We start from the raw sequence: 26,303 nt of genomic DNA on the forward strand, positions 1-26,303 counted from the left end.
AGTTGGAACATGATCGGGACTTTCCTTCGGCGAGGCCACACCCCACCTTCGCATGCATGCACGCCTGCGGGATGTGGCTTGATTCACGGTGTGGGCGGACACGCGAGGAACCGTCAGGACAACCAAGCAGCTATGCGGCTTCTGCGGAAGCGGTCGGCAATGACTCGCCCCCGCGCAAAACGGTAGCTGCCGTCGAGGGGCACACTAAATTTGGCAGATAAGCTTCGATGTGACCGGTGCGGCAATCGGCGACGGGCAGGAGCACGTATGCACAGCCCCGTCGACGCAGCTTGCGGCTGAACATACGGAAACGATGGAGCAGAAAGGACACGGATCCGTGTCCCAGGCGCCTGCTACTTCTTCCTGGCCGGTGCGCCGCCTGCGGCGGTCTTCGAGGCAAGCGCTGGGGACACGCCTACCGCAGGAGACACTACCTTTTTGGGTTGTTTGGGCTTTTTAACTTCGCGATTACCGCGCATCGTGCTCTTCGCCAATATGGTTCCCCGGTTTTGCCCGTCGCAAAAGCAACGGCCATGTCGCCCAGTGTGAACGCATCTGGTGACGCTGTCGCGATTTATATTTTTTCGTACCGTGTAGATGCGTTCCCGACGAGCCGGCCAACTCGACGATCGCCGGATCGTGTGGATTTACCGGCGCATGCCATGCATGCACGATGCCATCGGAGCAAACGCCCTCTCCGAACGTAGCGATAGGGTGGACCGACTAAGGGGACTCGCGACGATATCGCCGCGCTCTGTCTCGTTGCCCGTCGGTAGCTACTTTGCACCGCTACTCAGTTTTGTGTGTTTTCCTCGCAATCTTCCCAGTACCTCAGCGGGTCGTGGTGTTGTGGATAGCGTGAGCTGAGCCACGCCGACAGCCTGGCCCAATCTGGATGGTTGGTACCGGTTCGAGCCGACCATGTTGACGACCTCTCGAGAATTTGACCGGTCCCGCGATCACGGACAAGCAAGCTGCCCAGTCCGCTCGATCTGTTCGCCTGCGACTCAACAACGTACCGTGGAAGAATCCTGAGTTCCGCATCCGTGGCCCACCCGTATAAGGCACGGACCACGCCGGACGGATCTCGCAACTCTATGGGGCCGGTCTCGGGGCGAACGGCGGTCCACCCTTCCGGAAACTCCGCGACAACCTCGTTTTTGCCCTCCCTCACCCACTTCACGCGCCAGGCCCGCGCCATCGCCTCGCGCAGGCGCGAGACCGACTCGTAGCCGGTCGGCAACTCGATCGACATCGGAAGAGTAATGAGGCTGTCTTTCCAGAGTTTGGTTTCGTCGTCGACGCGCTCGACCACGTCGAACACCCCTGCTTCGAATGGGTTCTCCGGCCGGCTCGATCCTGTCGTCTTACTGACGGGCAGCCCCTCGAAAAGGCGCTCAGCATCATGGCGGGTGAGTTTTGTCTTTCCTTTCTTCATTGGTTCCTCTACAGCAAAGTTGCCTCGGTAACGGAAAGCCCTGATGAGCGAAGTCTGGCACCGCTTCCTCTCACGCGCGTTTGAAGGTACTCACCATCCAATTCTGCGCCATTACACTTTTTCCCGCTTGCGCGGCGGCGCTCGCACGGCTTGTGCCGCCGCCCCTTTCGCCGGATGTCGGATGCATCGTAGCTATGGGGATTGATGATCCGGCAGCCTCAGCATTGCAAGAGATTTTCGAATGCTTCTTACCCCGCCGGACGCGAGGAGGACAGAGGCGTACCGGATCGGATTGTTCATCATCGCGGCAAATCTGGCATCGTTCTGGCGGTGAATCTGGAATGGCTGGTGGCCAAGGCGCGGCGCACTGACTCAATCATTGAATTCGTACCGCAAGTGGGTGATTTCGTCGCGGTGGACGAACCCCTGTTCTATCTGTACGGGAATTGTGGCGCAATCGATGAGAGGAGGCTCCGCACCCTGGTCGCTTTCCGGACGGAACGCAGCATGGAGCAGGACCCTATGTTCGCGTTTCGCATCCTGGTCGATATTGCGCTGAAAGCGCTGTCGGCGGCGATCAACGATCCGACGACGGCCGTGCTTGCCATCGACCAGTTTGCACCGACTATTGCGCGTGGTGGGCAAACGGTCTCCGCACATCGAAGAGATGGTGGATAAGTCGGGGCAGGTGCGCATGATCTTGCGGACGCCCAATTGGGAAGACTTCGTGCATATCAGTTTTCACTGAGATACGACAGTACGGCGCGGGCAGCGTTTAGATCGCGCGACGTCTGTCCGCGGCCATTGAGAATCTCGTTCAGAGCCTTCCGGAACATCGTCATGACGCGTTGCGCGTCGAATTGGCACTGCTCGATCGCGCGACCGTCAGCCTTGCACCAGGGACCGGCCGAGAACAAGTAGCTCGTTGAACTGGGTCACCAGTTCAAAACACAAAGCAAACATCACGGCATAGAAAGGCCCGGGGAATCTTTGCATCCATCCGAGGATCGGAGCTGAAAAGCGGGTCCTAATGGGGTCCCGAGTCATGCTCCAGGTGATGATCACCCCAATCGCCGCCCCCGCGAGTATGTCGGTCGGATAGTGCCAGCCGAGATAAGCGCGGCAGTAATATGACGATCGCGGTGTATAAAAGTGCGAGCACGCCGACGCCGCGTCGAACCAGGAAAATTCCCATCGCAACCGAAATCCACAACATCGCGTGGTCACTCGGAAACGAACTCCACGCGGGCAGTACGGCCGGATCGACGCCACCTGACGGAAAATTGAAGTGCAGGTCGGGATTGAACATGGGCCGCATCCGGAATGGCAAATATCGGGCGATAAGCCTGAACACCGCGAGTGCGAGAAGACCGCTCGCGATCGTCGCGACAACCATTTCACGCTCCCATTCGCCCCGCTGGCTGGGTTTGAACCATATCCACCACAATACGGGTACGAGCACCAGGCCTTTGAATGTGTAGAGGTCCGCGATGACTCTTATCGGGTGGTTCAATACACCGCAAGTCATCGCAGTGTGCGTCAGAAAAGCCTGGATTGCCGTATCGAAAGGGTTCATCTTTGCATCTTCTCCCGATCTTCTAGTTATGGAACTGCGCAGCCAAACGTTGGATCGGAGCGATGACGAGTTCATCGATATCCGACCTCTCGAGCGTGTCGTCGCAGCACATGCTTCACACTCACAAACGTTAGCCGTCAACGCCGCAAGCCTCCTTCGAGAAAGCGCGTGGCGGTCGCAGGGAGTTGCGGCAGCGCGTTACCGTTTGAGCATGGGTATATGCTCTCGACACCACGTCCGTCTGGATCCGGTGAACCTCGCATGGGATCGTTCGCCTTTGGCTTCCAGGTCGCGAAGCCGGGCGACCACAGATGTATGGCCGATAGCGTCCTTTAGGCGATTTTTCGGCCGGCAACGTTGTTGAAGACATCCGTCGCTCTATTCTCCTCCGCGATATTCGCAGGATCGGTGTGGCATCGAACCTTCTCCGGCCGTTGGCGCTTGTTTGCCGCGCGGTAGACCAGATCATAGGAGTCGGGCGAAAAGGATGGTTGGCGGGGCGTTGCGCCGAGTCGGGCTTCACCATGGAACATGCGGCGGTTTTGTAAAGGTACTGTCGGCCACTTCACCGGCTGCTCTTCCATCTTGGCCCGGACAAAGTCCGACGAGCGACGGCTCAGTGCGGAATCAGCAGCCATTTTCCGTGCTCCCGCATGTCCGACCCGCGGGTTACATCTGCGCGTGCACCCCGGCGCGACACTCTCTGACGCCGGAGGAAATGGAAGATCGGTTCACATTCGAACGCCTCGCGCGGGAATGCACGATAACGATGCCGACGGCCTGAACCGCGTCAATTGCCGTCGGGCACAGGGCAGCTTTGCCGTGAGATGGAGACGATTGAGCGTCCGCGCATCCCACGGCGCGAAAGACTCTTCATGGCCGATCTCTGCATGATGCTGTCGGCTCAGTACGACCCGTCAAGGGCTTGTAAGGGCCAACGCCTCTTAACGAAGGGATCCCGATCTCAGGAATCAATCTCTTCTTGAACGAGGCGCGAGAGTAGCGACGCTATCTGCACTACCGGCAGCACGAATTTCGGGTGGCCGCCCGCGATAGCACTGGCGGGCATCTCGGCCGCCCGTGCGTCCAAAGGATCCTGAACAATACCAACGCCTCCGGCCGCGGTGATTGCACTAAGCCCATTCGAGCCGGCGTGAGCGCGGCCGCTCAGCACGACCCCGATCGCGCCAATGCCAAAAACCTGGGCGACCGACTCAAACAGCTTGTCGATAGACGGACGTACAAATTGCACCTTGGGACCGCAGTCAGATCCCAGGTGGCATGGGTCGCGGACGATCATGTGGCAATCGGGTGGCGCAATGAAGATGCACCCGTTCTCAAGTGTATCGCCGTCCTCGGCGTACCTGACTGGCAGAGAAGTAGAGCGGCTGACGATCGCGGCAAGCAGGCGGGGGCTGGACGGTGCCGTATGCAATACAATCAACAGGGCCGCTGGGAAATCTTGTGCCAAACCCGACACGAGAGTAGATAGTGCATCGAGTCCACCAGTAGACGCGCCAATAGCCACGATATTACGGTTTGCCATCCCACTCCCTCATTGAGATTGCGCCGACGTCTGAATCGATCCCCTAATTACGCGACTTGGTTGAGCAAACCGTTTAAAACCGCGAGTGCTCCGTCATCGGGCTAGATGGGTAGTCAGGTCGACCAAAAGAGCTAGAGCTTGGCCTTTCTGCGCATTGGCCATCAGACTCCCGTCCTCCAGATGTCGGGGTATCTCCGATTCATCCGCTTTTCCTCATGGTATGTAACGGGCGTGCGCATTTTTTGTTCCAGAAAGCGGCGTCGCGATTATCACCAGTTAGAGGCTCGCCCGCTGTTCACGCCGCCGCACAATGCATGTCGAGGGTCGGCCTCGACAATACTCGCGGTTTTGCGCCAAGCCATCTGATGCGCTTGCCTATCAACACGCTGAAGATCGATAAAGCACTCGCGTGGGCGCCTGGCAATGAACCCAATGCGGTAGCATCATACGGGCAGTGATTACGCTGGCGCATGCTGCAGGCATGGCCACCGTTGCCGAAGGCGTCGAAACAGAGCAGCAGCGGGGACGGTCGCCAGGGAGGGCTGCGATGTAGTCCAAGGCTATCTCATCAGTCGCCCGCTTCCTGCTGCCGAGTTCCGCGCGTTCTTTCGCGGATGGCACTGACCAGGCCTCCGGCGCATCGATCCGCGCTGACCAACACGTCATGTAACGTTGCGCCGGTCCCGCGATAGGGGCTCCAACTGGCCACTCGTTGCCATTCAGCAGATACGTAAGGCAAGCACAGTGTCCTGCCGGTCGATCAACGCCCAAGCGGCTTTCTGGATCAGGATCGGCATGCTGCGCGAATGAGTCCGACGCTGCGCTTCAATGAAATAGCTACCCGCGAACTGAAAGCCGCAGGTGTCGTGGCGCAAGCCGTCAAAGCGTCGTTGGCAATTGCGGACGCAGGGGCGGCTATCGAGGAATTGGAAGGTGACGAAACAGCGCTCGTATCCAGCCTTAACAAAGTTCGTGACGATGCGGCTAAAGCACGCTGTTTCTTTGCAAACGGCGAGTATCCGGACGCCGATATCGGTGCCGCCATCAAGCGATATAGTACGCCTCCCAAGGCTGCCGGCGCCGCGGCCGCCAGCGCTTCCAGCAGTGGTTAGATGGTGTCTATAACAGGCGTCAGGCGACCAAGGGGTCGCTTTTTTCAGCCCAAACCCAGCAATCTACTGGCGGCTTCATCCATCAGCAGAAGAGCTATCGTAATAGGACCCCGCTTCTAGCTCGCGATTCTGCCGGGCCTTCCATTCATCGATGCCCTTGCGTAGGCCCGTCATGTTATCCGCAAGCCTTTCACGTTCCACGCTGAGAAATTGGATGAAGCCCCTCATGTCGTTCTCAAGTGCCCTGAACCTCTTCTGTTTCTTGATGTTGTTGTGCACTGTTCGTTCTACCGCTCCCCGTTGTCAAAGTCATTGACGAACTTCTCCGCAATGAAATCCATCACGAGACGCACGGCCGCCTGCCGTCGCATGTCAACGTGGGCGATCAGATAAATATCACGCGACAGTTTTTCTGCGTCCACAGGCAGCGCGATTACGCGTTCATCGTCTGCCGCAAAAAAGTGGGGAAACGCAGCAATGCCCAGACCTTCGCGCGCCGCGGCAAGCTGGCTCACCAGATCGTTGCTCCTGAACCCGATGCGGCGGCCACCCGCGAAGTCAAGCAGCCATACCTGCTCCGGTACGTGATCGAGTGCCGCATGGTACGCAATGAACTGCCACTCGCCGGATGGCCGGCTGATGTAGCCCTGCGCCGCATACAACCCATAACTCACGCTTCCGATCCTGCGGGAAACATAGCTTGGTTCTGTAGGTTGAGTCAGGCGAACGGCAATATCCGCCTCCTGACGACTGAGCGAGATCATCGGCTGAGTGCCCAGGAGCGTCAGTTCGATTTCGGGATGCCGTGAAGCAAGTTCGGCAAAACGAGGCGCGAGGAAGACGCTCGCGAAAGCAGGCGGAGCACTGACAACGACTCTCGCCCGCGCTCCCGTGTTACGGCTTCGCACCGCCATTTCCAATGCATGAGCCTGCGTCTGCATGCCCTCGGCGACGCGCGCAACGTCGAGGCCTGCCTCGGTTAACCGCCAACGTCTCGCAAGGCGGTCCACCAACGTTTCTCCCAACGCGTGCTCGAGCGCTGCAATACGCCGCGCAACTGTGGCGTGATCCACCTGCAGCTTGCGCGCCGCACCCGACAGAGTGCCCGCCTCCGCCAGGGCGATGAAATGTCTCATGTCATTCCAGTCGAACATTGGTGCAAATTCTCACAAGCGATGTGAATGCTTTCCGGGTTTCCGACTTCCGGTACCAGTGCTATTTTGCATGATGCTTGACATCTTATCGTGATGCCGGCGCCGAGTGCATGCGTCGCATCGCGTGGCATCTATTGATGGCGATGGAAATTAACGATTCCCGAGGAGCCAGGTTGATCAGGATTCTTCCCTTATGCCTCGGCACGTTTGCGCTTGGCATCGACGCGTACATCATGGCGGGCTTGCTGCCCGGCATCGCCAACACCTTCGCGGTCTCCGCCTCCGTGGCAGGTCAAACAGTCACAATGTTCACCGCGTGTTATGCCGTTGCAGCGCCGGTGTTTGGCGCACTGACGGCAGGCAAGCCCGTGCGGCGCGTGCTAGGCGCAGCGCTGATCCTTTTCACGCTCGCGAACACGCTTAGCGCACTCGCAACGAGCTTCCCCGTCCTGCTCCTGTCGCGCGCAGCGGCCGGAGTCGGCGCAGGCCTATATGGTCCCAGCGCCTTCAGTGCTGCTGCAAGCATGGTTTCTCAGGAACGACGAGGCCGCGCACTCGGTGTCGTCGTGGGCGGCCTCGCACTGGGCACCGCCGTCGGCGTACCGTGCGGTCTCATCGTCGCTCACGGTTTCGGCTGGAGAAGCGCGATGTGGCTGATAGTGGCGCTAGGTGGAATCGCATTCACGGGCGTCGTTTCGCGCATGCCTGAAATCGCCGCCTCGACACCACCTTCGCTTCGCCAACGCGTTGCAGTACTGGTCGACCCTCGTGTCGCTGCAACCATTGCTGTTTCATTCGTCACATCTGCCGCATCAATCGGGCTCTACACCTTCGTGGCACCGCTGCTGCGCGCGAGCGGCGGCATCACTGATCCGTTACCTTATCTGTGGGCCTGGAGTGTAGGCGGGGTTCTCGGCATCTACTTCTGCGGCGCGCTGATCGACGCCACAGGCCACCCGGAATGGGTGATGTCGGTCGTACAGATTCTGATGCTCGCGGTTTTCGGAACCCTGGGGCCAGCGCTGCCCTATCCCGCAGCGGCTCTCGCCCTGTTTGGTGTGTGGGGCGCCGCGGCGTGGTCCTCGCAGGCGCCACAACAACACAGATTGCTGACTTTGCATCCGGATAAAGCAAGCGTCGTCGTCGCATTACAGAGCTCCGCGCACTATCTCGGCAGTGCTGCCGGCGCTGCGCTGAGCGGGCTCGCCCTTGCCGCGGGCATCCGCCTTACGCAGTTGCCGATGTTATCTACGGCACTGGTCGTCATCGCCCTGTCAGGGCAACTCGGCATTGCCCTCTGGGCGAAGTCGGACTCGATCCGCTCTCACCCAGGCGAGGCATGATCCCATCAAACAGGAAGTCCTCAATGAAAGCCATTCAGTATCGAAAATTCGGAGGCCCCGAAGTCCTCGAGTACGTCGGATTGCCCGACCCCGAGCCGCGAGCGGGCGAAGTGTTGATCGAGACCACTGCTATCGGTGTCAATTTTCCGGATGTTCGGGAGCGCATGGGTGTCTACAACCGGGCAGAGACGCAGGTCGGCGGCGTGACGCTACCTCAGGTCGGCGGGCTGCAAGTGGTCGGCCGTGTGCTGAATGCCGGCACCGAGGCGCACGACCACCTGGTTGGGCGCAAGGTGATGGCCCTGATGTCGAAGGGCGCTTACGCGCAACGCGCAGTGGCTCGCGCTGACATGCTCGTTGAACTCGAAGACGATACCGATGACGTCGTCATGGCGAGCGTGCCGTGTCAGGGCGTGACTGCATTTCTCGCTCTTCAGGTTTGCACAGTGCTGCGCCCGGGCGAAAGCGTGCTGGTTCATGGCGCAGCCGGCGGCGTCGGCAACCTCGCGGTCCAGATTGCGAAAGTACTCGGTGCGGCCACGGTGATCGGGACCGCGAGTTCAGACACCCGCCGAGCCTTCGTACTGAGCCGTGGCGCCGACCATGCGATTGCTTATGACTCGCCGCACTGGCCGGAATCGGTCCTGAGCCTCACTGACGGCAAAGGCGTTGACGTGATCCTCGAAACAATCGGCGGCGACGTCTTCGACGAGAACTTCGCCTGCCTTGGCATGCTTGGCCGATGCGTTGTCATCGGTTCGACGCGCGGCCCCGGCAAACCTCTCGCGCCGCGTCGGTTGATGGCAAAAGCGCAAACGCTGACCGGAGTCTATCTGCCCTCGTTTTTTCAGCGCCCGGATCTTATCCAACGTGGTCTGCGCTTCCTGAAAGACGGCATTGCACAAGGACTGATTCGACCGAGGGTTGCGGCTACGCTCCCGCTGAGCCGCGCGGCCGATGCGCACGCCATGCTCGAACGCCGGGAAGCCCAGGGCGTCATCGTCCTCGATCCGAGGTACTGATCAATGGCCCTGCTCCAACGCGTTCGCGCAGATCAGTCATGGTCCCGCTCGCTGAACGCTCTCCTTGAAGATCGCAATCCCCAGGATTATTTATGAAAAAAATATACCTCGCCGCGGCCGCGCTCGCTGGTGCGTTGATGTCTGCAGGCGCAACGCACGGCGCAGAAACGGATGTGGCTCCTGCGAATCTTGACTCCGCGCACCCATTGCCCGATGGATCGCTTGAAGATGTGAAGAACCGCTTCCGGCAATTGACATTGGCGGCAAACCGTCACGACGCTGCAGCCATAGAGAAGATGTTCTGGGACTCACCGTCAGCGCTGCTGGTCGCCAAAAGCGTCGATCCCGCAGAGGGAAGCTGGGCGGGTTTTTGGGGATCTGAATCAGTGGCGCGCAAGCTTCGGGATATATACGCGGCCGGCACACTCACACTGTTTCCCGACTGGGCAAAACTAAAGGTCGTGGGCATTTCTTCAACAGTCGCACAGACGTATGCGCCGATGAAAATCGCCATCAGCTACGGCGGCCAGGATCCATCTCCGCGTCCGTTTATCATGATCATTCAATGCTGAATCTGGATGGTCAATGGAAAATCGCGTCGGAAATCATCTTGCCAGTGCCGTCGCCCTGACCCGCCGCGATTTAGTCCGAACTCGCGAAATAGCACAACTCACCGCTGATCCAGGTCCTCATTGCCGATCAAGTTGGCCGTCGCCTGTCATAAACATGGCTGCTGCCGCGAAAGTCATGGCAGCAGCGCTTTCTTGGCCTCTCGAAGGATGGACGACGACAGTTGCTCGTCGTTCACCATACGCGCCATCGTAAGTGCGCCCATCATGGTTGATAGCATGACAAGCGCCTTCTTCCTTGCCGCAGCGGGTGGCAGTTCGGTGAGACGGCTTGCGATGAGGTTGACAAGGTTCACGACGCCCTCCGTGGCCGCGTCGCGCACCTCGTCGCTGGAGCGTGCCAACTCGCCTGCAAGTGCGACGAAGGGACAGCCGCTGCCAGGATCGTCCCGATGCTCCAGAGAAAGATAGTCGTTGATTGCCGCATTCAGACCTCGGACGTCGGTCGAACGCGACAGCGACGCTTCCATCGATTCGCGCAGCGACCCAGCGGCGAGTTGTAGCGACTCCAGTACTACGTGTTCCTTCGATGTGAAATGTTTGTAGAATCCGCCGTGCGTCAGGCCCGCCTGCGACATAAGATCGGCGACGGCAGTCCCGTCTATGCCGTTTTCCCGAAACCGGCTGGACGCCGCCTCGACGATGCGCTGGCGGGTCTCGGCCGCCTCCTGTCTGGATTTTCTCATGACCTCGATGATCTTTCGTTGATTTAGATTTGATATAACATCCAGCTTGCCGGCGCAAGTCGGAGATGCACTCATTGCGTAGGGAGTGACGCGAATCGTCGCGCCTTTCGGGTCCACCACCGGCGGGGCCATCAGTCGATCAAAGGCGCCTCTGCGTCGACGCGATAGCCACTCGAAGACGGATTACCAAGATCGAGGTTACCCAGAAATAAAGGGCTTTTTTCCAATAGCTCCGCCGCCCACTCCACAAAGACGCGTGCCTTAAGGGCGATCTGCCGGCGGTGCGGAAACACGGCTGCAACCGGCATCGGCCCTGGCTGCCACTGAGACAGCACTTCGACGAGTGCGCCCGAGTTCAGGTATGGCGCAAGTATGAACCGGGGAGCCTGAATTAGTCCCATGCCGTTAGCGCTGCATATTGCACAGCTCTCCGCGTCGCTGATTGAAAGCGCAGCCGGCAAGCCGACCTCGACCGCATCACCGTTGATGTCAAACATGAAGTTCGCGACTCTTCCGGTAGCGTGTGAGAGGCAGTGCACTGCAAGATGTTGCGGAATATCCTCCACGCGTTGAGGTTCGCCGTAACGGACAAGGTAGTCGGGGCTGCCAGCGGTCACTATCTCCAGATCACACAGCCGGCGCTGAATGACGCCTGGGTCTTCAGGCTCCCCCATACGGATTGTACAGTCGAGGTTCTCATCGCTCGGGTGAATGGGCCGATCATCCAGACCGATCATCAGCTCGAGATCGGGGAACCGTTTGTGAAAGTCGTCGATGGCTGGCAAGACGACAATTCTTCCAAGCGCCGTCGCGATCTGCACGGAAAGCCGACCTCGCGGTCCGTTCCGAGCGCTAGCAAGCATCTCTTCCGACTCCCTGATCTCGGCCAGGATACGTATGCAATGCCTGTAGTACTCCGCTCCTTCCGGAGTAAGACTAAGGTGTCGGGTCGTCCGCTGCATCAGACGAACCCGCAGGTGTGCTTCCAGCTTCCTGACCACAACAGACACCGTCGAACGCGGAAGACGGAGCGCGTCCGCCGCACGGGAAAAGCTGTTCAGCTCGACCACCCTGGCGAACACCTGCATTGACTGAAACCGGTCCATATCGTCTCCGAGTCGACGCCGTACCAGACAACCACCCGGCTCACGAAGGAGACAAGGCAACGGCCCAGGCATCTCACCTGACCGGAACCGCCGGTGGAGAACTATTCGTTGCCACGCGGGCGTCCGGGGAGATGTCCCAGCCGCCGCCCAGCGCACGAAATGCCCCGACCGCAGCGCGCGCCACGTCCGCGCGTGAGCTGTCCAGATCGTCACGCGCGACGAGGAGTTGACGGTCCGCGTCCAGCACATCTGTGAGGGTTATGGCCCCTGCTCTGTAGGCGCGTTCGGACAAGTCGCGGGCGCGCGTCAGTGATGCCACTTCATCCTGCAACTCCTGCCGTCGAGCCTCTGTCTGGGAAAGCGCTGTGAACGCGTTCTCAACATCCTCAGCGGCCTTGAGCACCGCCTGGCGATACAGTGCAAGCGCCTCTGCGTTCGCGCCTCGCGCCTGCTTAACCTCCGCATCCACCTTCCCGAAGTCAAACAGACGCCACCGAAGCGCCCCCGTACCGACCGGCTGAAACGCTGCCGCGGTAAAGAGGTGATTGGTGCTCACGCTGTCAAAGCCAAGCGCGCCAGACAGGGAGATCTTCGGGTAATAGCCCGAGATTGCCGCGCCGATCCGCTCACTTGAAGCGGCCACTCGCCGCTCCGCCGCGATGATGTCAGGTCTACGCCTCAAGACGTCCAGTGGCTGGTCGTTATCGTCAATCTTCGGGATCGCGGGGATGGTGGAGGAGACGGACAGTTCATGCGCGTACGTACCCGGTTGGGCACCCATCAGCACATCCAGGCGGTTTAGTTGCGCCTCAAGCGACGTGCGCAGGATAGGTACAGTGGACCTTGCCTGTTTTAGCAGAGCCTCGGCCTGGGCAATCTCCCTCTCGTCCGCCGCGCCAGCGCGACGCCGCACCCGGACAAGCTCAAGAAGGCGTCCGTCGGTGTCAATCTGATCCTGCGCCACCGCAAGCCGCGTCTGGAACCCTCTGACCTGCAGGTATGCATCGGCGGCGTCGGCGGCCACCGTAATCCGCGTGCCGAGTTGCTCAGCCTCGGCCGCCTGCACTTCGTCACGCGCCGCAGCGGCGCTGCGGCGCAGTCCGCCGGCCAGATCGATTTCCCAGCTCGCGGTAGCCCCAACGTTGTATTCGCGCTGGTCGCGACTGTAGCCAGGAAACGTTTTCGCGATGGTGCCGACCGGACTTAACAGGCTCTGATGCTCGGCGGTGCCCGTCGCGCCGAAATCGAGCGTTGGCAGAAGCTGCGCGCCCGCCCCCGCTGCGACCGCCCGCGCCTGCTGAACGCGGGCAAACGCTGCCGCAAGATCCAGGTTCTGCGCAAGAGCACGCTGAACGACGGTTACGAGCATTGGATCATCAAATCCGGTCCACCAGGTGTCGAGGTGCGGAGACGGTCTGGCCGCTTGCTGGGTGCTTGTCTCAACCCGGTTATGGAACGGCACAAGCTGCGTAGTGGGCGCCGCATAATCCGGCCCCACCGCACAAGCCCCCAGGCCCGTCGCGATTGCTACGCCCACGCATATAACACGGAGCAGGCTCGTTGAAGGCCGGCGCATGACCGTGTGACGTCCGTCTTCAGCCGCCTGCCGCCGGCACGCCGGTTTCGCTCCGCTGATCTCGGGCAGATATGGGGCGCCGTCATGCGGCTCGTGTCGAAGATTGCCAGCTTCACTATGCGAACCTGAAACACACATTAGTCTGCGAGCAACGGCAGTAGTGAAGATCATGTGCGCTCCTTACGGCCAAATTTGCGGATGAAAACATAGAAGGCAGGAGTGAACAGAAGTCCGAAGCAAGTCACACCCAGCATGCCGAACAGCACCGCCGTTCCTAGCGACTGGCGCATTTCAGCGCCTGCTCCTGTGGCGACCGCGAGCGGCGCCACTCCGAGGATGAAGGCAAAAGACGTCATCAGGATAGGACGCAGGCGTGTGCGTGCAGCGTGCACCGCGGCGTCAACCGGTGCGGTCCCCTCGTCCTCCTTCTGACGCGCAAATTCGACTATCAGGATGGCATTCTTCGCAGCCAGTCCGACGAGAACGACGAAGCCGATCTGCGCCAGGATATCGATGGGCATGCCGCGAGCGATCAGGCCAGTGACCGACGCGAGAATACACATCGGTACGATCAGGACGATCGCAAGCGGTAGCTTCCAGCTCTCATACTGCGCGACGAGAACGAGAAACACGAAGAGCGCAGCTGCTCCGAATACCAGGAGCGTCGGCGTGCCGTGTTGCTGCTGCTGGTAAGCCAGGTCCGTCCATTCGAAGCTGATACCCTGCGGCAGCACCTGATGGGCAAGCTCTTCCATGCGATGGAGTGCTGTACCGGTGGCGATGCCTGGCGCTGCGACGCCCTGAACTTCCGCGGCAGGATACAAGTTGTAGCGAGGCACACGATAGGGAATCGTACGGTTCTCCATTTGCGCCACTGTGCCGATCGGCACCATCTCACCGAACTGGTTTCGCGCTTTTAGACGGGTGATGTCCTGAGGCGTATGCCGGAATTGCCCGTCAGCCTGAACAATGACCTGATAAGTTCTGCCAAGGTAGTTGAAGTCGTTCACGTACTGTGAACCCAGATAGACCTGCAGTGCGGAAAACACATCCGTGGGTGTGAGCCCGACCTTTTCGGCCTTTACACGATCAATATTCGCGAAAACCGATGGCGACCCCGCATTGAACAGGGTGAAGACTCCGGCAAAACTGGGATCCCTGTTGGCCGCAGCAACAAGGGCATTCGCCGCATGCACGAGCGCCTCTGACCCAAGTCCCGCGCGGTCCTCCAGCATCATCTTGAACCCGCCCGAATTGCCAAGACCCTGCACAGGAGGCGGCGGAATGGTCAGCACATAAGCGTCCTTGATGACGGAAAGGCGTTTGCGCAGGTCGGCCAGTACCGTGTTCGCGGTCACTCCCGGAATCTCGTGGTTGTACAGCGACGGCAACCCCGAAAAAATCGTTCCCGAGTTCGACGCCACGGTCAACGTTGTTGCGTCAAGCCCAACGAACGGGGCAACGTGTTCAATTCCGCGCGTCGTCAGGATAATGTCAATGGCATTTCGGACCACTTTCTCGGTACGGTCGAGTGCCGCGCCCGGCGGAAGTTGAACCACGGTAATCAGATAACCCTGATCCTGCTCCGGAATAAAGCCGGTTGGCGTACGCGAGAACTCAAGACCCGTAATGCCAATCAGCACGACGTATATTGCGAGAACGACGGTGAGTCCACGAACGATACGACGTGTGACGTTTCCGTACCCGAACGACAGTCTGTCAAAGCCCCTGTTAAAGCGATCAAAGCCCGCATGTAGCAGACGCTGCGCGAGGCCCCCATGCGACGCGATATGCGGCTCATGCGACTTGAAGAGCACCGCGCAGAGGGCGGGACTCAGAGTAAGCGACACAAAGCAGGATATGACAGTCGATGCTGCGATCGTCACCGCAAACTGGCGAAAGAACAGCCCCGAAATCCCGCTAAGGAAGGCGGACGGGATGAAGACCGCACATAGCGTCAACGCAATCGACAGCAGTGCCCCGCCCACCTCGTCCATCGTCCGGTGGGCCGCCTCGACCGGCGACATGCCAGAGCGCATGTTGCGCTCGACGTTCTCGACTACGACGATCGCATCATCAACGACAATGCCGACCGCCAGCACGAGGCCAAACAAAGACAGGTTGTTTAGCGATATTCCGAACGTGGCGAGTACGATGAACGACCCAAGCAGGGAGACCGGAATTGCAACGACGGGGATAATCGTGGCCCTCCAGTTCTGCAGGAAAAGAAAGACGACGCCAACAACCAGCAGGATTGCGACGAATATGGTGACAATCACCTCGTCGACCGATTTGCCGATAAAGATGGTCGGGTCGTAGATGATCTTGTAGTCCATTCCTGCGGGGAACTCATTCTTTAGCCCGCGCATCGCGGACAAAACCTGCTGCTCGACTGCAAGTGAGTTCGCACCAGGCTCCGCGTAGATGAGCAACGTCGAAGCGTTGTCACGGTCCATGAAAGCGGTTGAGCCGTAGTCTGCGGCGCCGACTTCGACCCGGCCAATATCGCGTATCCGCGTCACGCGACCCTGTGCGTCGGACTTGACGACGACGTCGGAAAATTGCTGTGGCGTGGACAGCCGGCCGAGCGCCTCTACGTTTATCTGGTACGCGTCGCTGCCCGCCGTGGGCGGCTGGTTCAGGACACCAGCCGATACCTGCAGGTTCTGTGCGCGTAGTGCTGTGAGCACTTCACTCGCGTTCAGATTGTTGGCTGCGACCTTGTCGGGGTCGATCCAGATACGCATTGCGTACTCACGGGCACCCTGGAACTGCACGTCGCCGACGCCTTGCAGACGCGCTAGCGTGTCCTTCACGTGCAACGTCGCGTAGTTCGAGAGATAAAGTGTGTCGCGCGTTCTGTCAGGTGAGTACAGGTGAACAGCCAGCAATATGCTAGGTGTGGACTTCCTCACCTGAACGCCAAGGCGCCGGACGTCTTCCGGCAGGCGCGGTAGTGCATCCTGAACCCGATTCTGTGTGAGCATCTGCGCGACGTTCAGGTCGGTGCCGATACGAAACGTAACCGTGACCGTCAACCGGCCGTCTCCCGTGGACTGGCTGCTCATGTAGAGCATGTTCTCGACGCCGTTGATCTGCTGCTCCAGCGGCGTGGCCACTGTTCGCGCAATCGTTTCGGCCGACGCACCCGGATACGATGTCGTCACCTGCACAGTCGGTGGAACGATTTCCGGGTACTGGGCGACGGGAAGCACGAACATCGCGCCCAGGCCAATTAGCGTCAGAAAGGCACTGACCACCGTCGCGAAGCGCGGCCTGTCGATAAAGAAATGGGCAATACGCATGGCTTCACTGTCCGCTAGTTCTGTTTAGGCTCATAGCGGATCGCACCATCGCGCGTCGCCACTTTCGTTCCGGGCGCCGCAAAGGGCAAACCGTCGACGATCACGCGATCGTCCCGAGACAGGCCCGAGCGGATCACGCGCAATCCCCCGCGTATCTCACCGACCTCGACATGCTTTGCCACAACCGTTCCGTCGGTGCTAACCGTCATCACGAGGTACTCGGACTGGTCGGGTAAAACGGATGCGTCCGGCACGAGCAGCGTCGGTGCGGGATGCGCCACCGCGAGACGCACGCGTGAGAACTCGCCAGGTGTAAAGCGCAGGTCGGCATTGGACACCGTCGCTCGGGCGTGGATTGTGCCGCTGGAACGGTCCAGTACGTTGTCGACGAAATCAAGCGTGCCTTGCCGTGTGTAGGTCGTCGAATTGCCCGCCGCCAGTTCGACGCGATTTGCAATCGGCCCTTTGGCGTCGCCGCGATACTGCGAAAACGACTGGAAGTCCGCCTCGCTCATATCGAAGTCGAGGTAGACCGGATCGAGCGAGACGAGCGTCGCGAGCAATGTCGTCGGACTCGTTGCACCACGGCTGCCTGCAATAAGGTTACCGGTGGAAACAAGATGCCTGCCAATGCGGCCGGTAAACGGCGCCGTGATGCGGCAGCGATCCAGATCGAAGCGGGCGTCGCGGATCTGCGCCGCAGCATCGTCGAGTGCGGCTTGCGCAGCATTCAGTTCGGACGTGCGCTGCTCGACGTTCTGCGTCGTGCCAGCATCATTGCGCTCAAGCTCCCGTGCGCGCGCCAACTCCTGCTTTGCCAGAACGAGGCGCGCCTCAGCGGTCCGCCGCAAGGCAGTCGCCTGCGCGAGCCGAATCTCATACGGCACGGGATCGATGGTGAACAGCAGATCGCCCTTGTGAACGATGTCGCCGTCCCTGAAGTGAATACCTGTGAGCGTACCGCCTACCTGTGCGCGCAGTTCCACCTGATCGACGGCCGAGAACTGCCCAAGAAATCCAAGTCGGGTGTCGAGGTCGCGTACCAGCGGCCGGCTGATTGTTACCTCATGGGGCGGCACGGGTCGAGCATTGGCGACGCTATCACCGCCATCATGCGAGTAGAGAAACCACGCGCCCCCGCTTGCCATGATCACAGCGGCTGCGGCAGCCCAGGTTCTGGCGCGTCGGCCCACCGTGCCATATCGCGCACGACGAACTGTTCTGCCGTCTTCCAGCCTTGTTTTCGTATCCAACTTCGATCACCTCGAAAAGTGTTGTCGTTCGCCTCGTCGCGAAACGGCGTCTCGACCAATCGGCGCACCAACTGATTGCGCGGACCGGACAACGCGGCTATTTAGATTTCGCACAACTTCTAACTGGCGTTAGATTACATGTGAAATCTAATACGTCAAGACTTTTCAAGGCGCTAACCAGTAGCTCTACCGGCCCTCAACCGATGCATCTCAGAACCAGCAACGCTTCGCCCGATTGTTCGCGCCTGGCAGCATGTGTATTCATCATCGACGGATTTATGCGAACAACTGGATCCGCTATGCTGTGCACGCTTTTAACTACTGTGCGCGTGGAATCGCTTTCACGTGCCATGGCAGGTGATCGCGTTTGTTCTTTTTGCGGCATGAAGGAGCGCTCCTCCATACCGGTCCTTCTTTTGTCGCGGCGCACGTTCCCTGAAGTGCGCTTTTTTTGAGGCGCAAGACATGATCGGCGACGACGCGATGAGGCGATCCATTCATGAGCGCGAATCGCGTGCACACAGGCTGTCCCGGCAAGATGTGCTTTCCGACGTTCTGGATCTGATACGGCTACAAGGCGAATCAATCGAGATATACGAGACGGTCGAGGCGCAACGCAAGCCCTTTGATGCTGGACGCGCCCGCTTTCACTTTATTCAGGACGGCGCCTTCCGGCTCGACGCGATCGCTATCGATACGACCACGTTAGTCGCCGGTGATCTTGTTTTGCTACCTAAGGGATGTGCGCATGTTCTCTCCGCAATCCATGCGCGTGACTCTCTGCCCGGATCACCCTCGCGACCCGATGAATGTCGCAGCTTCGCCGAAAAGCCCTTTCGCGTCCTGACGGGCTCGTTCGTATTCGAATCCGCGTCCGCCGGCTCATTGATCGCGGGTCTCCCGGACGTCATTCATCTCCGGGCCGACGCATCGGGTACACCGGAATGGCAACACGCGATCCTGCGGTTCGTGCGGCTGGAAGCGAGCGAGCCGTCGCCAGGCGCTGCGCTCATGATCTCGCGCCTGATCGATCTGCTGGTGATACGGAGCTTGCGCGAGTGGGTGGCGAAGAGTCCCACACATAGCGGATGGCTCCGGGGCCTCGGCGACGCACGACTTGGGCGTGCACTGGCGGCCATGCATGAGGATCCCGCGCATGAATGGAAACTGGGTGCGCTTGCGAAGATTGCGACCATGTCCCGGTCGCACTTTGCGGACCGATTCACGGAGATTGTCGGCGAGCCGCCGCTCAGGTATCTCGCACGGTGGCGCCTGAGCCTTGCCGCCGACCTGCTGCGCAACGGTCGTGTGCGAATCAGCGAGGCAGCGTCTGTCGCCGGTTACCAGTCGGACTCCTCGTTCTCGCGGGCCTTCAAGGCACATTTCGGATATTCGCCCGGTGCCATACGTCATGGTGCAGATCCGGATCAGGGCGTGCCGTCACGCTGAGCTTCAGTCGAAAGCGATCATGCCACGCTCTACGCCGGACCTCGCCATCACGGCAGCGAACCATCGCTGAAGTTGCGGATACCGCGCCCAGTCGATCGACGGCGACTGCGCGGCCACTATGCTGACAGCAGCGATGTCTGCGAGCGTGAATGACTGCCCTGCCATAAACGGTGCGTTTTGCAGAAACCTCTCGCTTGCAAGGAGCATCTCAAGGCTGCGCCGTTCCATCAATCTTTGTCCCTCCTCGCACCCTTTGTTCTTCAGAAAGAAGGCCGCGTGGCTGGGCGCGATCACGTCAGTCACGAAAAAGAAGAATCGCTCGAGTGCAAGCGGCGCCGATGCATCTGTTTCGGGCGGTAACAACCTGCCTCCCGCTCGTCGCGCAAGGTAAAGAAGAATCGCATTGGACTGCGCGAGGACAAGCGGAGGCGCCGCCGACGAGCGAACTCGCAGCACCGGCACTTTTCCACTCGGATTCAGTGAAAGGAAGTCTGGTGTGCGCTGCTCCCCCGCCCGAAGATCGAGCTTCACGACCTGGTGGGCGATCGCGAGTTCCTCCAGCGCAATCGCCACACGAAGACAGTTACCCGTCTTCGCGCCATACAGGGTAACGTCGGCGGACATTGTCAGGGAGCCGGAGTTTCGGGCATGACGATGCGCTCGTATTGGCCTCCGGCCGCAGCTTGCCGGTACGCAGGCGCGTCAATCATCGACTGCGGAAAGATCGGAGCCAATGCACTGGCATCATCCAGCCGCTCGACGTGATGCTGCACAAGCGTGAGCTTTGCAGCGCCAAGGTATGCCGATAATTGTTCGCTCGTCCGAGGTCCAATGATCGGCAGCGAACCCTTTAGCAAGACCCACGCTACTGCCACCTCGGATGGCGTGACCCCAAGCTCGGTCGCAACCGCGAGGGTGGCATCGACGATCGCCGTACGCTGGCCGGAATTTTCCTGCTGGAATACGGCACCGCCCAGTGCTTCAAGGCGCCCTTTCTCGCCCCGACGGTACTTGCCCGAAAGCAATCCACCACCGAGCGGCGACCACGCCACCATCCCCAGTCCAAGTGCCTGGCCTGCCGGTATCAGTTCGTGCTCGGCTGTGCGCTCGACCAGGCTGTGCTCGAACTGCAAGCCGGCGACTCGCGCCCAGCCGCGCAACTCGGCGATCGTTGCCGCCCGCGCAACGCGCCACGCAGGGAAGTCGGACAGTCCGATATAGAGCACCTTGCCGCTGCACACCAGGTCGTCCAGGCCTCGCATGATCTCGTCCGTTGGCGTGATGCCATCGGAAAAGTGCACCCAGTAGACGTCGATGCGATCGGTCTTGAGACGCTTGAGGCTCGCCTCAACAGACAGGCGCATCGCGAGCCGGCTATTGCCCGTCGCCAAAGCGCCCGCGTTGGGCGCCGATGCCTGAGTGTACTTGGTCGCAACCACGAAGTTATCGCGGCGGCCCGAGAGGAGCTTACCGAGAAACTCCTCGGATTCGCCGAACTGATACACGTCGGCGCAATCCAGGAAGTTACCGCCCGCGTCCGCATATCGGTCGACGATCTCGCGTGCGGCATCAAGATCTGACCCGTACCCCCACCGGCCGCCGAAGTTGGCTGTACCAAGAACCAGCTCAGACACGCGCAGGCCCGTATGTTTACCGAAGACACGATATCGCACGATTACACCCCTTGAAGCTTCGGGAGATACGGCGCTACGGCAGCTGCCGATGTGTCGGCAGGCGTGAGGACACGACTGGTGGTCGAACCGCCGATATAACGCTCATAGATCCTCCACCCCGCCGCCGTCTTGCGCAGCCGGTCACGCATCGGCGAATACAGCCAGATCGCGGGCAGCCCGGTATCGTTGTGCATCACCTGGCCCGCACCGAGTTTCGACGCATCCTCGGGCGAGGCATAGCGGATCAGCAGGTTTTGATATCGCACGACCACGCCGTCTTCGTCCTCATCGACGATATGGTTTGTGGCATGACGCCCCACGCCAGGTATCAGATACGGATAGTCATGCTCGAAGAAGCGCCGGATTTCGGTGTGTCCATTAATCGTTCCGTGAAAGTGGTACGCCACGGCGTCGGGCAGGAATGCCTCGATCATGGCTTCGACGTCCCATGTCTCGAAGAACCAGTTGACGCGATTGACGAAATCGACGGCGCTCGCCCGGTCTTCGGCGCTGACTGTGCTCACATGCGGGACGGAAGGAAAGGCTGTCATGCAAAGTCCTTGAAAGAAGACGTTGATCGGAATGAGACAGATAATATGTGCAATTACACATATGAACGAAAAATTTTCAGCCTGCAAAGACAACGGTCAACAGACCTGCCCGCAGTGCAGCCGCCTGTTTGCGACTGACGCCAGCTTCGAACTCCGCCTGCGCTGCTCGCCAGCAGGGCTCAGCCTCCGACAGCTTCGCCTTGCCCGCAGCGGACAGCGTGAACGTCAGTGCCGCTTTCGGACCTTCCGCATCGCTCGTCAACCACTTTGCGTCCCTCAGGGGTCTGAGTGCACGTACCAACGTGGTCCGCTCCATCACCATCAGGTCCGCCAGATCGGCAACCGCGATTCCTGGATGCTCTTCAACGAGCGCAAGTATCGAAAATTGCGAGATCGAAATACCTACGCCTGACAAGTGGCTATCGTAAATACGCGACACGTACCTGGCAGCGCGACGTGCAGCCAGACAGTGACAGAGATCGGGACCAGTGAGCGGTTTCATGTCTCTCATTCTCATGTGCTATTACACATTTGTCAATGCTTCGGGATAGCGGCTCACGATTCAGCCAAAGAGGTGCTTTTGTGAGGGGCCGCCTCAGAGATCGGCCGACTTTTCCGTCGCCCACGCTTCGCCGGCGGACACTGCAACAGGCTGGCGCATACAGTCTTATGGGCCACGGAAATCTTCTCTCTTATCTTTCGGACGCAATGTCATTGAAACCGGACGACGTGCAATAGGCGGCGCCCCTTAGCCCGGTTACCGTTCGTGTTGGCGTCGCGCTCGTCCTGATACTTCCTGTCGCTAGACGGGCGCGATATTGGAATCTCATTTGGCGTCTTAACCTTCCTATCATGAAGTCTTACATTCTGCGGCTCTTTGCTGCTCTTGTCGTATCGCTCGGTCTCGTCACTCTCGCATCCGTTGCGGCATGCGGCAGCTCTTCCGCAAGCACCACGGGCACGGTCGTACTCGTACACGGGGCGTGGGCCGACGGGTCTAGCTGGTCATCAGTCACGCGCGTACTGCAGGCGCGTGGCCTGAAAGTAGTGACTGTTCAGCTTCCCCGCACGTCGCTAGCCGACGATGCCGCAACCGTCACCCGTGCCATCGATGCCCAGCAGGGCCCAGTCCTTCTGGTCGGACATTCCTACGGAGGCGCCGTCATTACGCAAGCCGGCAGCATTAACAAGGTTGCAGGTCTCGTTTATGTGTCAGCATTCGCGCCCGCAGACAATCAGTCGATCTCCGATCTGACGAGTCCCTTTCCGAAGCCGGCCTGGCAGGCGGGTCTGGTATCCGACGAAGCTGGATTCCTTACGCTCAACACTGACACTTACCTGAGCAGTTTCGCACCGGACCTTCCGAAAGACACATCCAGTGTGCTCGCCACGGCTCAGGGGCCGCTCAATGCGCGCTGTCTTACCGATAAGGTGTCTGTGGCCGCCTGGAAGTCCAAACCGTCGTGGTGGGTCTATGGCGACCAGGACCAGATCATTCCCGCGGCGCTCCAGCAGGCCGAGGCTAAACAGATCGGCGCGAAGATTACGTCGATTGCTGGCGCGAGCCATGTAGCACTGATGTCTCAACCTGCCGCAGTGGCCGCGGTAGTTCTCGACGCGGCACGAGCCACCGGCGTGCTCTGACCGGTCTCGAAAGCATCAGCGCGGCGGGGACTAACGCCCGCCGCGCCCGCCCTCTTGCGCAATAGCTCACGCAGTGACAGAGATATCATTTTTCTGACAACCTTAAAATGATCACACGCAAAATATTCGTGGTAGCTGCGATGCTTCTGTCGCCATTGCTATTTTCCGCTTGCATGGCAACCACATCCGGCCAATCAGCTACGCAACGGATCTCACCCGTCAGCGCTTCGCCTAATGAAACTGGCGTGAGCAGGAGCGACGTAGATGGCCAGCAGGATCAACATGCCGGCGACGCGGAAAAGCATAACCTCGAGATTCTTCGCTTTGTCCGCGGTTTCTAGCCGACAAGGAATGACGGTCACAGCGAGCGTAATGCGTTGCGATCTGGTGACGGGGTGATGTACCCCCAAGCAGAGATTTTAGGAAGGGGCAGCGACGTCTTCGTCCTGCCAATCTCCACGGCGTGCAGCATAGCGAGACCGTATTCAGCGATGGACCGCGTGTTGCGCCTTTCGCCGCTGCGTCGCATCGCGCCATGAAATACCGCAGTGGGTTATGACGTACGTCTCACTACGACTGGCTCCTTCCAAAGGGTGCGGCCAAAAAACGTCAGTGTGCGGTCCCACGCGAGTTGCGCCCAGACCGGATCGTATTGCGTGCCTGGTATGCGCCCATCGCCCACGGCGGTTTCATTGGCGAACGCATGATGTGCAAGATAGCGATGGAATTCCGCCGAGACCTCACTGCGGGCGAACTTCTCCTCAAGCACATCGACACTCGCGGCAGGAAAGAATGCGTCCTGTGTGGCCCAGTGCGCCTGGATGGGCGCTTTGATGCCAGAAGCGTCCAGGCGATCCAGCGGCGGGAATCCGTACCATATAACGCCAGCCGCAAATTCAGGGACAGCGCTGAGGGCAAGAAGCGTCAATGCGCCGCCCATGCAAAACCCGGTTACACCGATATTTCTCGTGTACGTACTCAGGTATTGAACCGCGCCGCGAACGTCCTGAGAGATCGCGTCAGCAAAGTCCAGACTATCCATGTAGTGGTGAGCCTCTTCTTCCTCGACGGTAGACTTTCCTCTGTAGAGGTCGGGCACCAGCGCGATGTAGCCCGCGTGAGACAGACGGTCCGCCACGCCCCGGATCTGAGCGTTAAGCCCCCACCACTCCTGGATCACAACGATTGCCGGCGCGCCTTCCAGCTTCGCCGGATTAGCAAGATAGCCCTCAACGGCTTGACCGTCCGGACGGCAAAAGCTGACCATGGTTCCCACGTTGCGCATCGGGTTTCCTCCCATAATTTATCGACAGTTCAAGTTAAGCGCGGCTGCCTGCTTGTTGGGTACTCAACCGGCTTTCAGAGTCGCAAAGGGCATCCGTGTACCGCCTATGACCACGGAACCCCGCGCCTGAGAGTTGAAAAACTCGTCTCTTGTCGCTGCGAGGTTTCTCCGTGGCTAGCAGCTATGAGACGATGAACATAAGCGAGCACCGGCTGCTGCATGAAGGTTCTAGTCTTCGCGATCGAGAAAGGCCGTGACATCGGCCACGAAGCGCTTGGGATACTGATACTGCGCCCCATGACTCGAGTCAGGGTACAGAATCAGCTGAGCGTTCGGCAGCTTCTCCTCCAGGGTGAACGAATTCACCGGATAATGAACGATGTCGTGATTGCCGCCCACGATGAGCACAGGCTGCTTGATGTTTTTCAGGTATGCATCCGCATCAGCGTGAGGCGCGCCCCATGCCGCGAACGCCGCTACCTGCGCCGGTGCGACCTTATCATTCACGTCCGGGTCACGATCGCGCGAACGAGCATGAAGGCGATTGAGGAATTCACGTCCCGCAGCGCGACTCGCGTCTGATTGCGTGAAGAACACATCAAGCAGCAGTTGATCGTTGTTTCCGCTGTCCTTCTTGATCATTTCCTGGAACTCTGGCGTAAGCGTGGCCATTCCAGCCCCGCCGCGAGGTCCGCTCCCAACCAACACCAGATGTCGAACAACTTCAGGGCGCTCAACGGCAACTTCCTGTGCCACGAGACTTCCCAGAGAAAATCCGAGAAGATCAGCCGTTTTGACGTTGAGTGCGTGAAGCAAGTCGATAGCATGCCGTGCCATCCCCTCGACGGTGCTGGGAACTTCTCCTTCTGAACTGGCGACGCCGGCGTTGTCGAACAGAATTACCTCTCGATTTTTAGCAAAACCGTCAATGACCGCAGGGTCCCAGTTGTCCATGTTGCCCACAAAGTGCTGGAAAAAGACCAGCGGCACATTGCCGGGTTTTCCGAAACGGCGATAGGCGAGCTTCGTACCGTTTACATCGATAAACCTCGTCGGCGCTGTCTGATGCGTGTAGACGGCGCGCAGATTCTGCCCTTCCCCTGCCGCATTGGATGGCGTAGTTGCGAAAGCGGCAGCTGTAGCAAGTACTAGCACCCCCGCCTTGACCGTCGCGATTTTTATCGGCTTTCTCACTTCAGTACTCCTGAATTCAACACATTAAAAAATATTCTTACTGCGCTCCGAGAACTGGCGTGGTGTTGGGGACGAACGCTGCTTACGCCGGATTCTTGACGGAAGAGCGCTCGTCAACCGTCTGCCGCCAATTGAGCAGCGCGGTGCATTCCTCGGGGACCCGAATGTTTGCAAAACCAGCGAACACGAGTCCCGCCCAAACTGTGATATCCGCCATTGAGAAGGATTCGCCCGCAACGTACGGTTGCGCCGTGAGCACCTTGTCAAAGTAGCGCATCCCGGCAACAGCCTTGTCGCGTGAGCGTTCACCCCATTCTCGGCGGCCCTCCCAATCGAGGCTCTTGTACGCCTGAAGCGCCGGTCCAAGACCGGGCGTCGCATGGTGAAAGTAAGTCCCTACCGCATCGATCAGTTCTGACTCAGCCCGCTTCTGCATCATATGAACCAGCGCTTTCTCTTTTGGCGACTTGCCCGTCAGCACCGGATTGCCGTCAAGATTGTCAAGATACTCAGTGATGGCCGTGCACTCCGAGATGTACGTTCCGTCATCCAACTGCAGAACGGGCACAGTCCCGGTGGGGTTGATGGCGAGGAAGGCGGCTTGCTTGTGTTCCGCAGCGGGAAGATCAACTTTGATGAACTCAATCTGGGAAGCGAGATTTTTCTCCGCCAGCACGATCCGGATGCGAAGCGGGTTGGGAAAACCTGGAATGTCGAAAATTTTCATGGTCGGTCTCAAAAGTCAATTACCTATCGATAGG

At 59.5% G+C, this 26,303-nt stretch carries 22 protein-coding genes and 2 pseudogenes; 7 read left to right on the forward strand and 17 right to left on the reverse strand.

Annotated elements, in window-relative coordinates; all coding sequences use genetic code 11:
- Window positions 1-793: 793 nt before the first annotated feature.
- Window positions 794-1,438, reverse strand: coding sequence for a hypothetical protein (locus AB6809_RS10605; RefSeq protein WP_053858331.1), 645 nt, complete (start codon window positions 1,436-1,438; stop codon window positions 794-796).
- Between the two features lie 204 nt (window positions 1,439-1,642).
- Here AB6809_RS10605 and AB6809_RS10610 point away from each other — a divergent pair, with 204 nt between their 5' ends.
- Window positions 1,643-2,116, forward strand: coding sequence for a DUF2254 family protein (locus tag AB6809_RS10610; protein ID WP_371026591.1), 474 nt, complete (start codon window positions 1,643-1,645; stop codon window positions 2,114-2,116).
- Window positions 2,117-2,323: 207 nt separating this feature from the next.
- Here the strand turns inward: AB6809_RS10610 and AB6809_RS10615 are convergent.
- The 3 genes and pseudogenes from AB6809_RS10615 to AB6809_RS10625 form a co-directional block, all read right to left on the reverse strand.
- Window positions 2,324-3,014, reverse strand: a pseudogene (locus AB6809_RS10615) (phosphatase PAP2 family protein).
- A 332-nt stretch (window positions 3,015-3,346) separates the two neighbouring features.
- Window positions 3,347-3,652 (reverse strand): hypothetical protein, encoded by a 306-nt coding sequence (locus tag AB6809_RS10620; protein WP_371026592.1) that lies wholly within the window; start codon window positions 3,650-3,652, stop codon window positions 3,347-3,349.
- A gap of 326 nt (window positions 3,653-3,978) precedes the next feature.
- Window positions 3,979-4,560: a chemotaxis protein CheB gene (locus tag AB6809_RS10625; RefSeq protein ID WP_371026593.1), complete on the reverse strand. Its 582-nt coding sequence runs from the start codon at window positions 4,558-4,560 to the stop codon at window positions 3,979-3,981.
- 717 nt (window positions 4,561-5,277) lie between these two features.
- Here AB6809_RS10625 and AB6809_RS10630 point away from each other — a divergent pair.
- Window positions 5,278-5,450 (forward strand): annotated as a pseudogene (locus tag AB6809_RS10630) (hypothetical protein); the annotation flags it as partial.
- A 509-nt stretch (window positions 5,451-5,959) separates the two neighbouring features.
- Here the strand turns inward: AB6809_RS10630 and AB6809_RS10635 are convergent.
- Window positions 5,960-6,826 carry a LysR family transcriptional regulator gene (locus tag AB6809_RS10635; RefSeq protein ID WP_053858335.1) on the reverse strand — a complete coding sequence of 289 codons (867 nt, stop codon included), beginning with the start codon at window positions 6,824-6,826 and terminating at the stop codon, window positions 5,960-5,962.
- Between the two features lie 137 nt (window positions 6,827-6,963).
- Between AB6809_RS10635 and AB6809_RS10640 the strand changes: the two genes are divergently transcribed.
- The 3 genes from AB6809_RS10640 (at window position 6,964) to AB6809_RS10650 (ending at window position 9,763) form a co-directional block, all read left to right on the forward strand.
- Entirely contained in the window at window positions 6,964-8,169 is a 1,206-nt protein-coding gene (locus AB6809_RS10640) for an MFS transporter (RefSeq protein WP_371026714.1), read from the forward strand.
- 23 nt (window positions 8,170-8,192) lie between these two features.
- Window positions 8,193-9,191 carry a zinc-binding alcohol dehydrogenase family protein gene (locus AB6809_RS10645; RefSeq protein ID WP_371026594.1) on the forward strand — a complete coding sequence of 333 codons (999 nt, stop codon included), beginning with the start codon at window positions 8,193-8,195 and terminating at the stop codon, window positions 9,189-9,191.
- A 92-nt stretch (window positions 9,192-9,283) separates the two neighbouring features.
- Window positions 9,284-9,763, forward strand: a complete 480-nt coding sequence (locus AB6809_RS10650) for a hypothetical protein (RefSeq protein ID WP_371026595.1) — start codon at window positions 9,284-9,286, stop codon at window positions 9,761-9,763.
- Between the two features lie 173 nt (window positions 9,764-9,936).
- Here the strand turns inward: AB6809_RS10650 and AB6809_RS10655 are convergent, their stop codons facing one another.
- From AB6809_RS10655 to AB6809_RS10675, 5 genes are all read right to left on the reverse strand, one after another.
- Window positions 9,937-10,638: a TetR/AcrR family transcriptional regulator gene (locus tag AB6809_RS10655; RefSeq protein ID WP_371026596.1), complete on the reverse strand. Its 702-nt coding sequence runs from the start codon at window positions 10,636-10,638 to the stop codon at window positions 9,937-9,939.
- Window positions 10,638-11,612, reverse strand: coding sequence for a LysR family transcriptional regulator (locus AB6809_RS10660; protein WP_006051408.1), 975 nt, complete (start codon window positions 11,610-11,612; stop codon window positions 10,638-10,640). Before AB6809_RS10660 ends, AB6809_RS10655 begins: the two co-directional genes overlap by 1 nt.
- 73 nt (window positions 11,613-11,685) lie before the next feature.
- Window positions 11,686-13,188, reverse strand: coding sequence for an efflux transporter outer membrane subunit (locus tag AB6809_RS10665; RefSeq protein ID WP_371026715.1), 1,503 nt, complete (start codon window positions 13,186-13,188; stop codon window positions 11,686-11,688).
- Window positions 13,189-13,355: 167 nt separating this feature from the next.
- Entirely contained in the window at window positions 13,356-16,493 is a 3,138-nt protein-coding gene (locus tag AB6809_RS10670; RefSeq protein ID WP_371026597.1) for an efflux RND transporter permease subunit, read from the reverse strand.
- Window positions 16,494-16,507: 14 nt separating this feature from the next.
- On the reverse strand, window positions 16,508-17,641 hold the full coding sequence (locus AB6809_RS10675) for an efflux RND transporter periplasmic adaptor subunit (RefSeq protein WP_371026598.1): 1,134 nt from the start codon (window positions 17,639-17,641) through the stop codon (window positions 16,508-16,510).
- 570 nt (window positions 17,642-18,211) lie between these two features.
- On the opposite strand from AB6809_RS10675, the gene AB6809_RS10680 reads away from it, so the two are divergent.
- Entirely contained in the window at window positions 18,212-19,195 is a 984-nt protein-coding gene (locus AB6809_RS10680; RefSeq protein WP_371026599.1) for an AraC family transcriptional regulator, read from the forward strand.
- Between the two features lie 3 nt (window positions 19,196-19,198).
- Here the strand turns inward: AB6809_RS10680 and AB6809_RS10685 are convergent, their stop codons facing one another.
- The 4 genes from AB6809_RS10685 to AB6809_RS10700 form a co-directional block, all read right to left on the reverse strand.
- Window positions 19,199-19,819: a glutathione S-transferase family protein gene (locus tag AB6809_RS10685; RefSeq protein ID WP_371026600.1), complete on the reverse strand. Its 621-nt coding sequence runs from the start codon at window positions 19,817-19,819 to the stop codon at window positions 19,199-19,201.
- A 2-nt stretch (window positions 19,820-19,821) separates the two neighbouring features.
- Window positions 19,822-20,868, reverse strand: coding sequence for an aldo/keto reductase (locus tag AB6809_RS10690; protein WP_371026601.1), 1,047 nt, complete (start codon window positions 20,866-20,868; stop codon window positions 19,822-19,824).
- Between the two features lie 2 nt (window positions 20,869-20,870).
- A complete protein-coding gene (locus tag AB6809_RS10695; protein WP_371026602.1) occupies window positions 20,871-21,419 on the reverse strand; it encodes a nuclear transport factor 2 family protein in 549 nt (182 codons plus the stop codon).
- A gap of 76 nt (window positions 21,420-21,495) precedes the next feature.
- Complete coding sequence (locus AB6809_RS10700) at window positions 21,496-21,921, reverse strand: MarR family winged helix-turn-helix transcriptional regulator (protein WP_006051400.1); 426 nt, start codon at window positions 21,919-21,921, stop codon at window positions 21,496-21,498.
- Between the two features lie 350 nt (window positions 21,922-22,271).
- Here AB6809_RS10700 and AB6809_RS10705 point away from each other — a divergent pair, with 350 nt between their 5' ends.
- Window positions 22,272-23,063 (forward strand): alpha/beta fold hydrolase, encoded by a 792-nt coding sequence (locus AB6809_RS10705; protein ID WP_006051399.1) that lies wholly within the window; start codon window positions 22,272-22,274, stop codon window positions 23,061-23,063.
- A gap of 553 nt (window positions 23,064-23,616) precedes the next feature.
- Here the strand turns inward: AB6809_RS10705 and AB6809_RS10710 are convergent.
- The 3 genes from AB6809_RS10710 to AB6809_RS10720 all read right to left on the reverse strand — a co-directional run bounded on the left by AB6809_RS10710 (window position 23,617) and on the right by AB6809_RS10720 (window position 26,269).
- On the reverse strand, window positions 23,617-24,348 hold the full coding sequence (locus AB6809_RS10710; RefSeq protein WP_371026603.1) for a dienelactone hydrolase family protein: 732 nt from the start codon (window positions 24,346-24,348) through the stop codon (window positions 23,617-23,619).
- A gap of 228 nt (window positions 24,349-24,576) precedes the next feature.
- Window positions 24,577-25,542: an alpha/beta fold hydrolase gene (locus AB6809_RS10715; protein ID WP_371026604.1), complete on the reverse strand. Its 966-nt coding sequence runs from the start codon at window positions 25,540-25,542 to the stop codon at window positions 24,577-24,579.
- An 82-nt stretch (window positions 25,543-25,624) separates the two neighbouring features.
- Window positions 25,625-26,269: a glutathione S-transferase gene (locus tag AB6809_RS10720; protein ID WP_371026605.1), complete on the reverse strand. Its 645-nt coding sequence runs from the start codon at window positions 26,267-26,269 to the stop codon at window positions 25,625-25,627.
- Window positions 26,270-26,303: the final 34 nt, after the last annotated feature.

The organism is Paraburkholderia sp. RCC_158 (assembly GCF_041355255.1).
GTDB lineage: Bacteria > Pseudomonadota > Gammaproteobacteria > Burkholderiales > Burkholderiaceae > Paraburkholderia > Paraburkholderia graminis.

Excerpts from the sequence above, each read along its gene's own strand:
- AB6809_RS10605 (WP_053858331.1), bottom strand. The coding sequence starts at position 1,438 with ATGAAGAAAGGAAAGACAAAACTCACCCGCCATGATGCTGAGCGCCTT.
- AB6809_RS10610 (WP_371026591.1), top strand. The coding sequence starts at position 1,643 with ATGATCCGGCAGCCTCAGCATTGCAAGAGATTTTCGAATGCTTCTTAC.
- AB6809_RS10620 (WP_371026592.1), bottom strand. The coding sequence starts at position 3,652 with ATGGCTGCTGATTCCGCACTGAGCCGTCGCTCGTCGGACTTTGTCCGG.
- AB6809_RS10625 (WP_371026593.1), bottom strand. The coding sequence starts at position 4,560 with ATGGCAAACCGTAATATCGTGGCTATTGGCGCGTCTACTGGTGGACTC.
- AB6809_RS10635 (WP_053858335.1), bottom strand. The coding sequence starts at position 6,826 with ATGTTCGACTGGAATGACATGAGACATTTCATCGCCCTGGCGGAGGCG.
- AB6809_RS10640 (WP_371026714.1), top strand. The coding sequence starts at position 6,964 with ATGGCGATGGAAATTAACGATTCCCGAGGAGCCAGGTTGATCAGGATT.
- AB6809_RS10645 (WP_371026594.1), top strand. The coding sequence starts at position 8,193 with ATGAAAGCCATTCAGTATCGAAAATTCGGAGGCCCCGAAGTCCTCGAG.
- AB6809_RS10650 (WP_371026595.1), top strand. The coding sequence starts at position 9,284 with ATGAAAAAAATATACCTCGCCGCGGCCGCGCTCGCTGGTGCGTTGATG.
- AB6809_RS10655 (WP_371026596.1), bottom strand. The coding sequence starts at position 10,638 with ATGGCCCCGCCGGTGGTGGACCCGAAAGGCGCGACGATTCGCGTCACT.
- AB6809_RS10660 (WP_006051408.1), bottom strand. The coding sequence starts at position 11,612 with ATGGACCGGTTTCAGTCAATGCAGGTGTTCGCCAGGGTGGTCGAGCTG.
- AB6809_RS10665 (WP_371026715.1), bottom strand. The coding sequence starts at position 13,188 with ATGCGCCGGCCTTCAACGAGCCTGCTCCGTGTTATATGCGTGGGCGTA.
- AB6809_RS10670 (WP_371026597.1), bottom strand. The coding sequence starts at position 16,493 with ATGCGTATTGCCCATTTCTTTATCGACAGGCCGCGCTTCGCGACGGTG.
- AB6809_RS10675 (WP_371026598.1), bottom strand. The coding sequence starts at position 17,641 with ATGGCAAGCGGGGGCGCGTGGTTTCTCTACTCGCATGATGGCGGTGAT.
- AB6809_RS10680 (WP_371026599.1), top strand. The coding sequence starts at position 18,212 with ATGATCGGCGACGACGCGATGAGGCGATCCATTCATGAGCGCGAATCG.
- AB6809_RS10685 (WP_371026600.1), bottom strand. The coding sequence starts at position 19,819 with ATGTCCGCCGACGTTACCCTGTATGGCGCGAAGACGGGTAACTGTCTT.
- AB6809_RS10695 (WP_371026602.1), bottom strand. The coding sequence starts at position 21,419 with ATGACAGCCTTTCCTTCCGTCCCGCATGTGAGCACAGTCAGCGCCGAA.
- AB6809_RS10700 (WP_006051400.1), bottom strand. The coding sequence starts at position 21,921 with ATGAAACCGCTCACTGGTCCCGATCTCTGTCACTGTCTGGCTGCACGT.
- AB6809_RS10705 (WP_006051399.1), top strand. The coding sequence starts at position 22,272 with ATGAAGTCTTACATTCTGCGGCTCTTTGCTGCTCTTGTCGTATCGCTC.
- AB6809_RS10710 (WP_371026603.1), bottom strand. The coding sequence starts at position 24,348 with ATGCGCAACGTGGGAACCATGGTCAGCTTTTGCCGTCCGGACGGTCAA.
- AB6809_RS10720 (WP_371026605.1), bottom strand. The coding sequence starts at position 26,269 with ATGAAAATTTTCGACATTCCAGGTTTTCCCAACCCGCTTCGCATCCGG.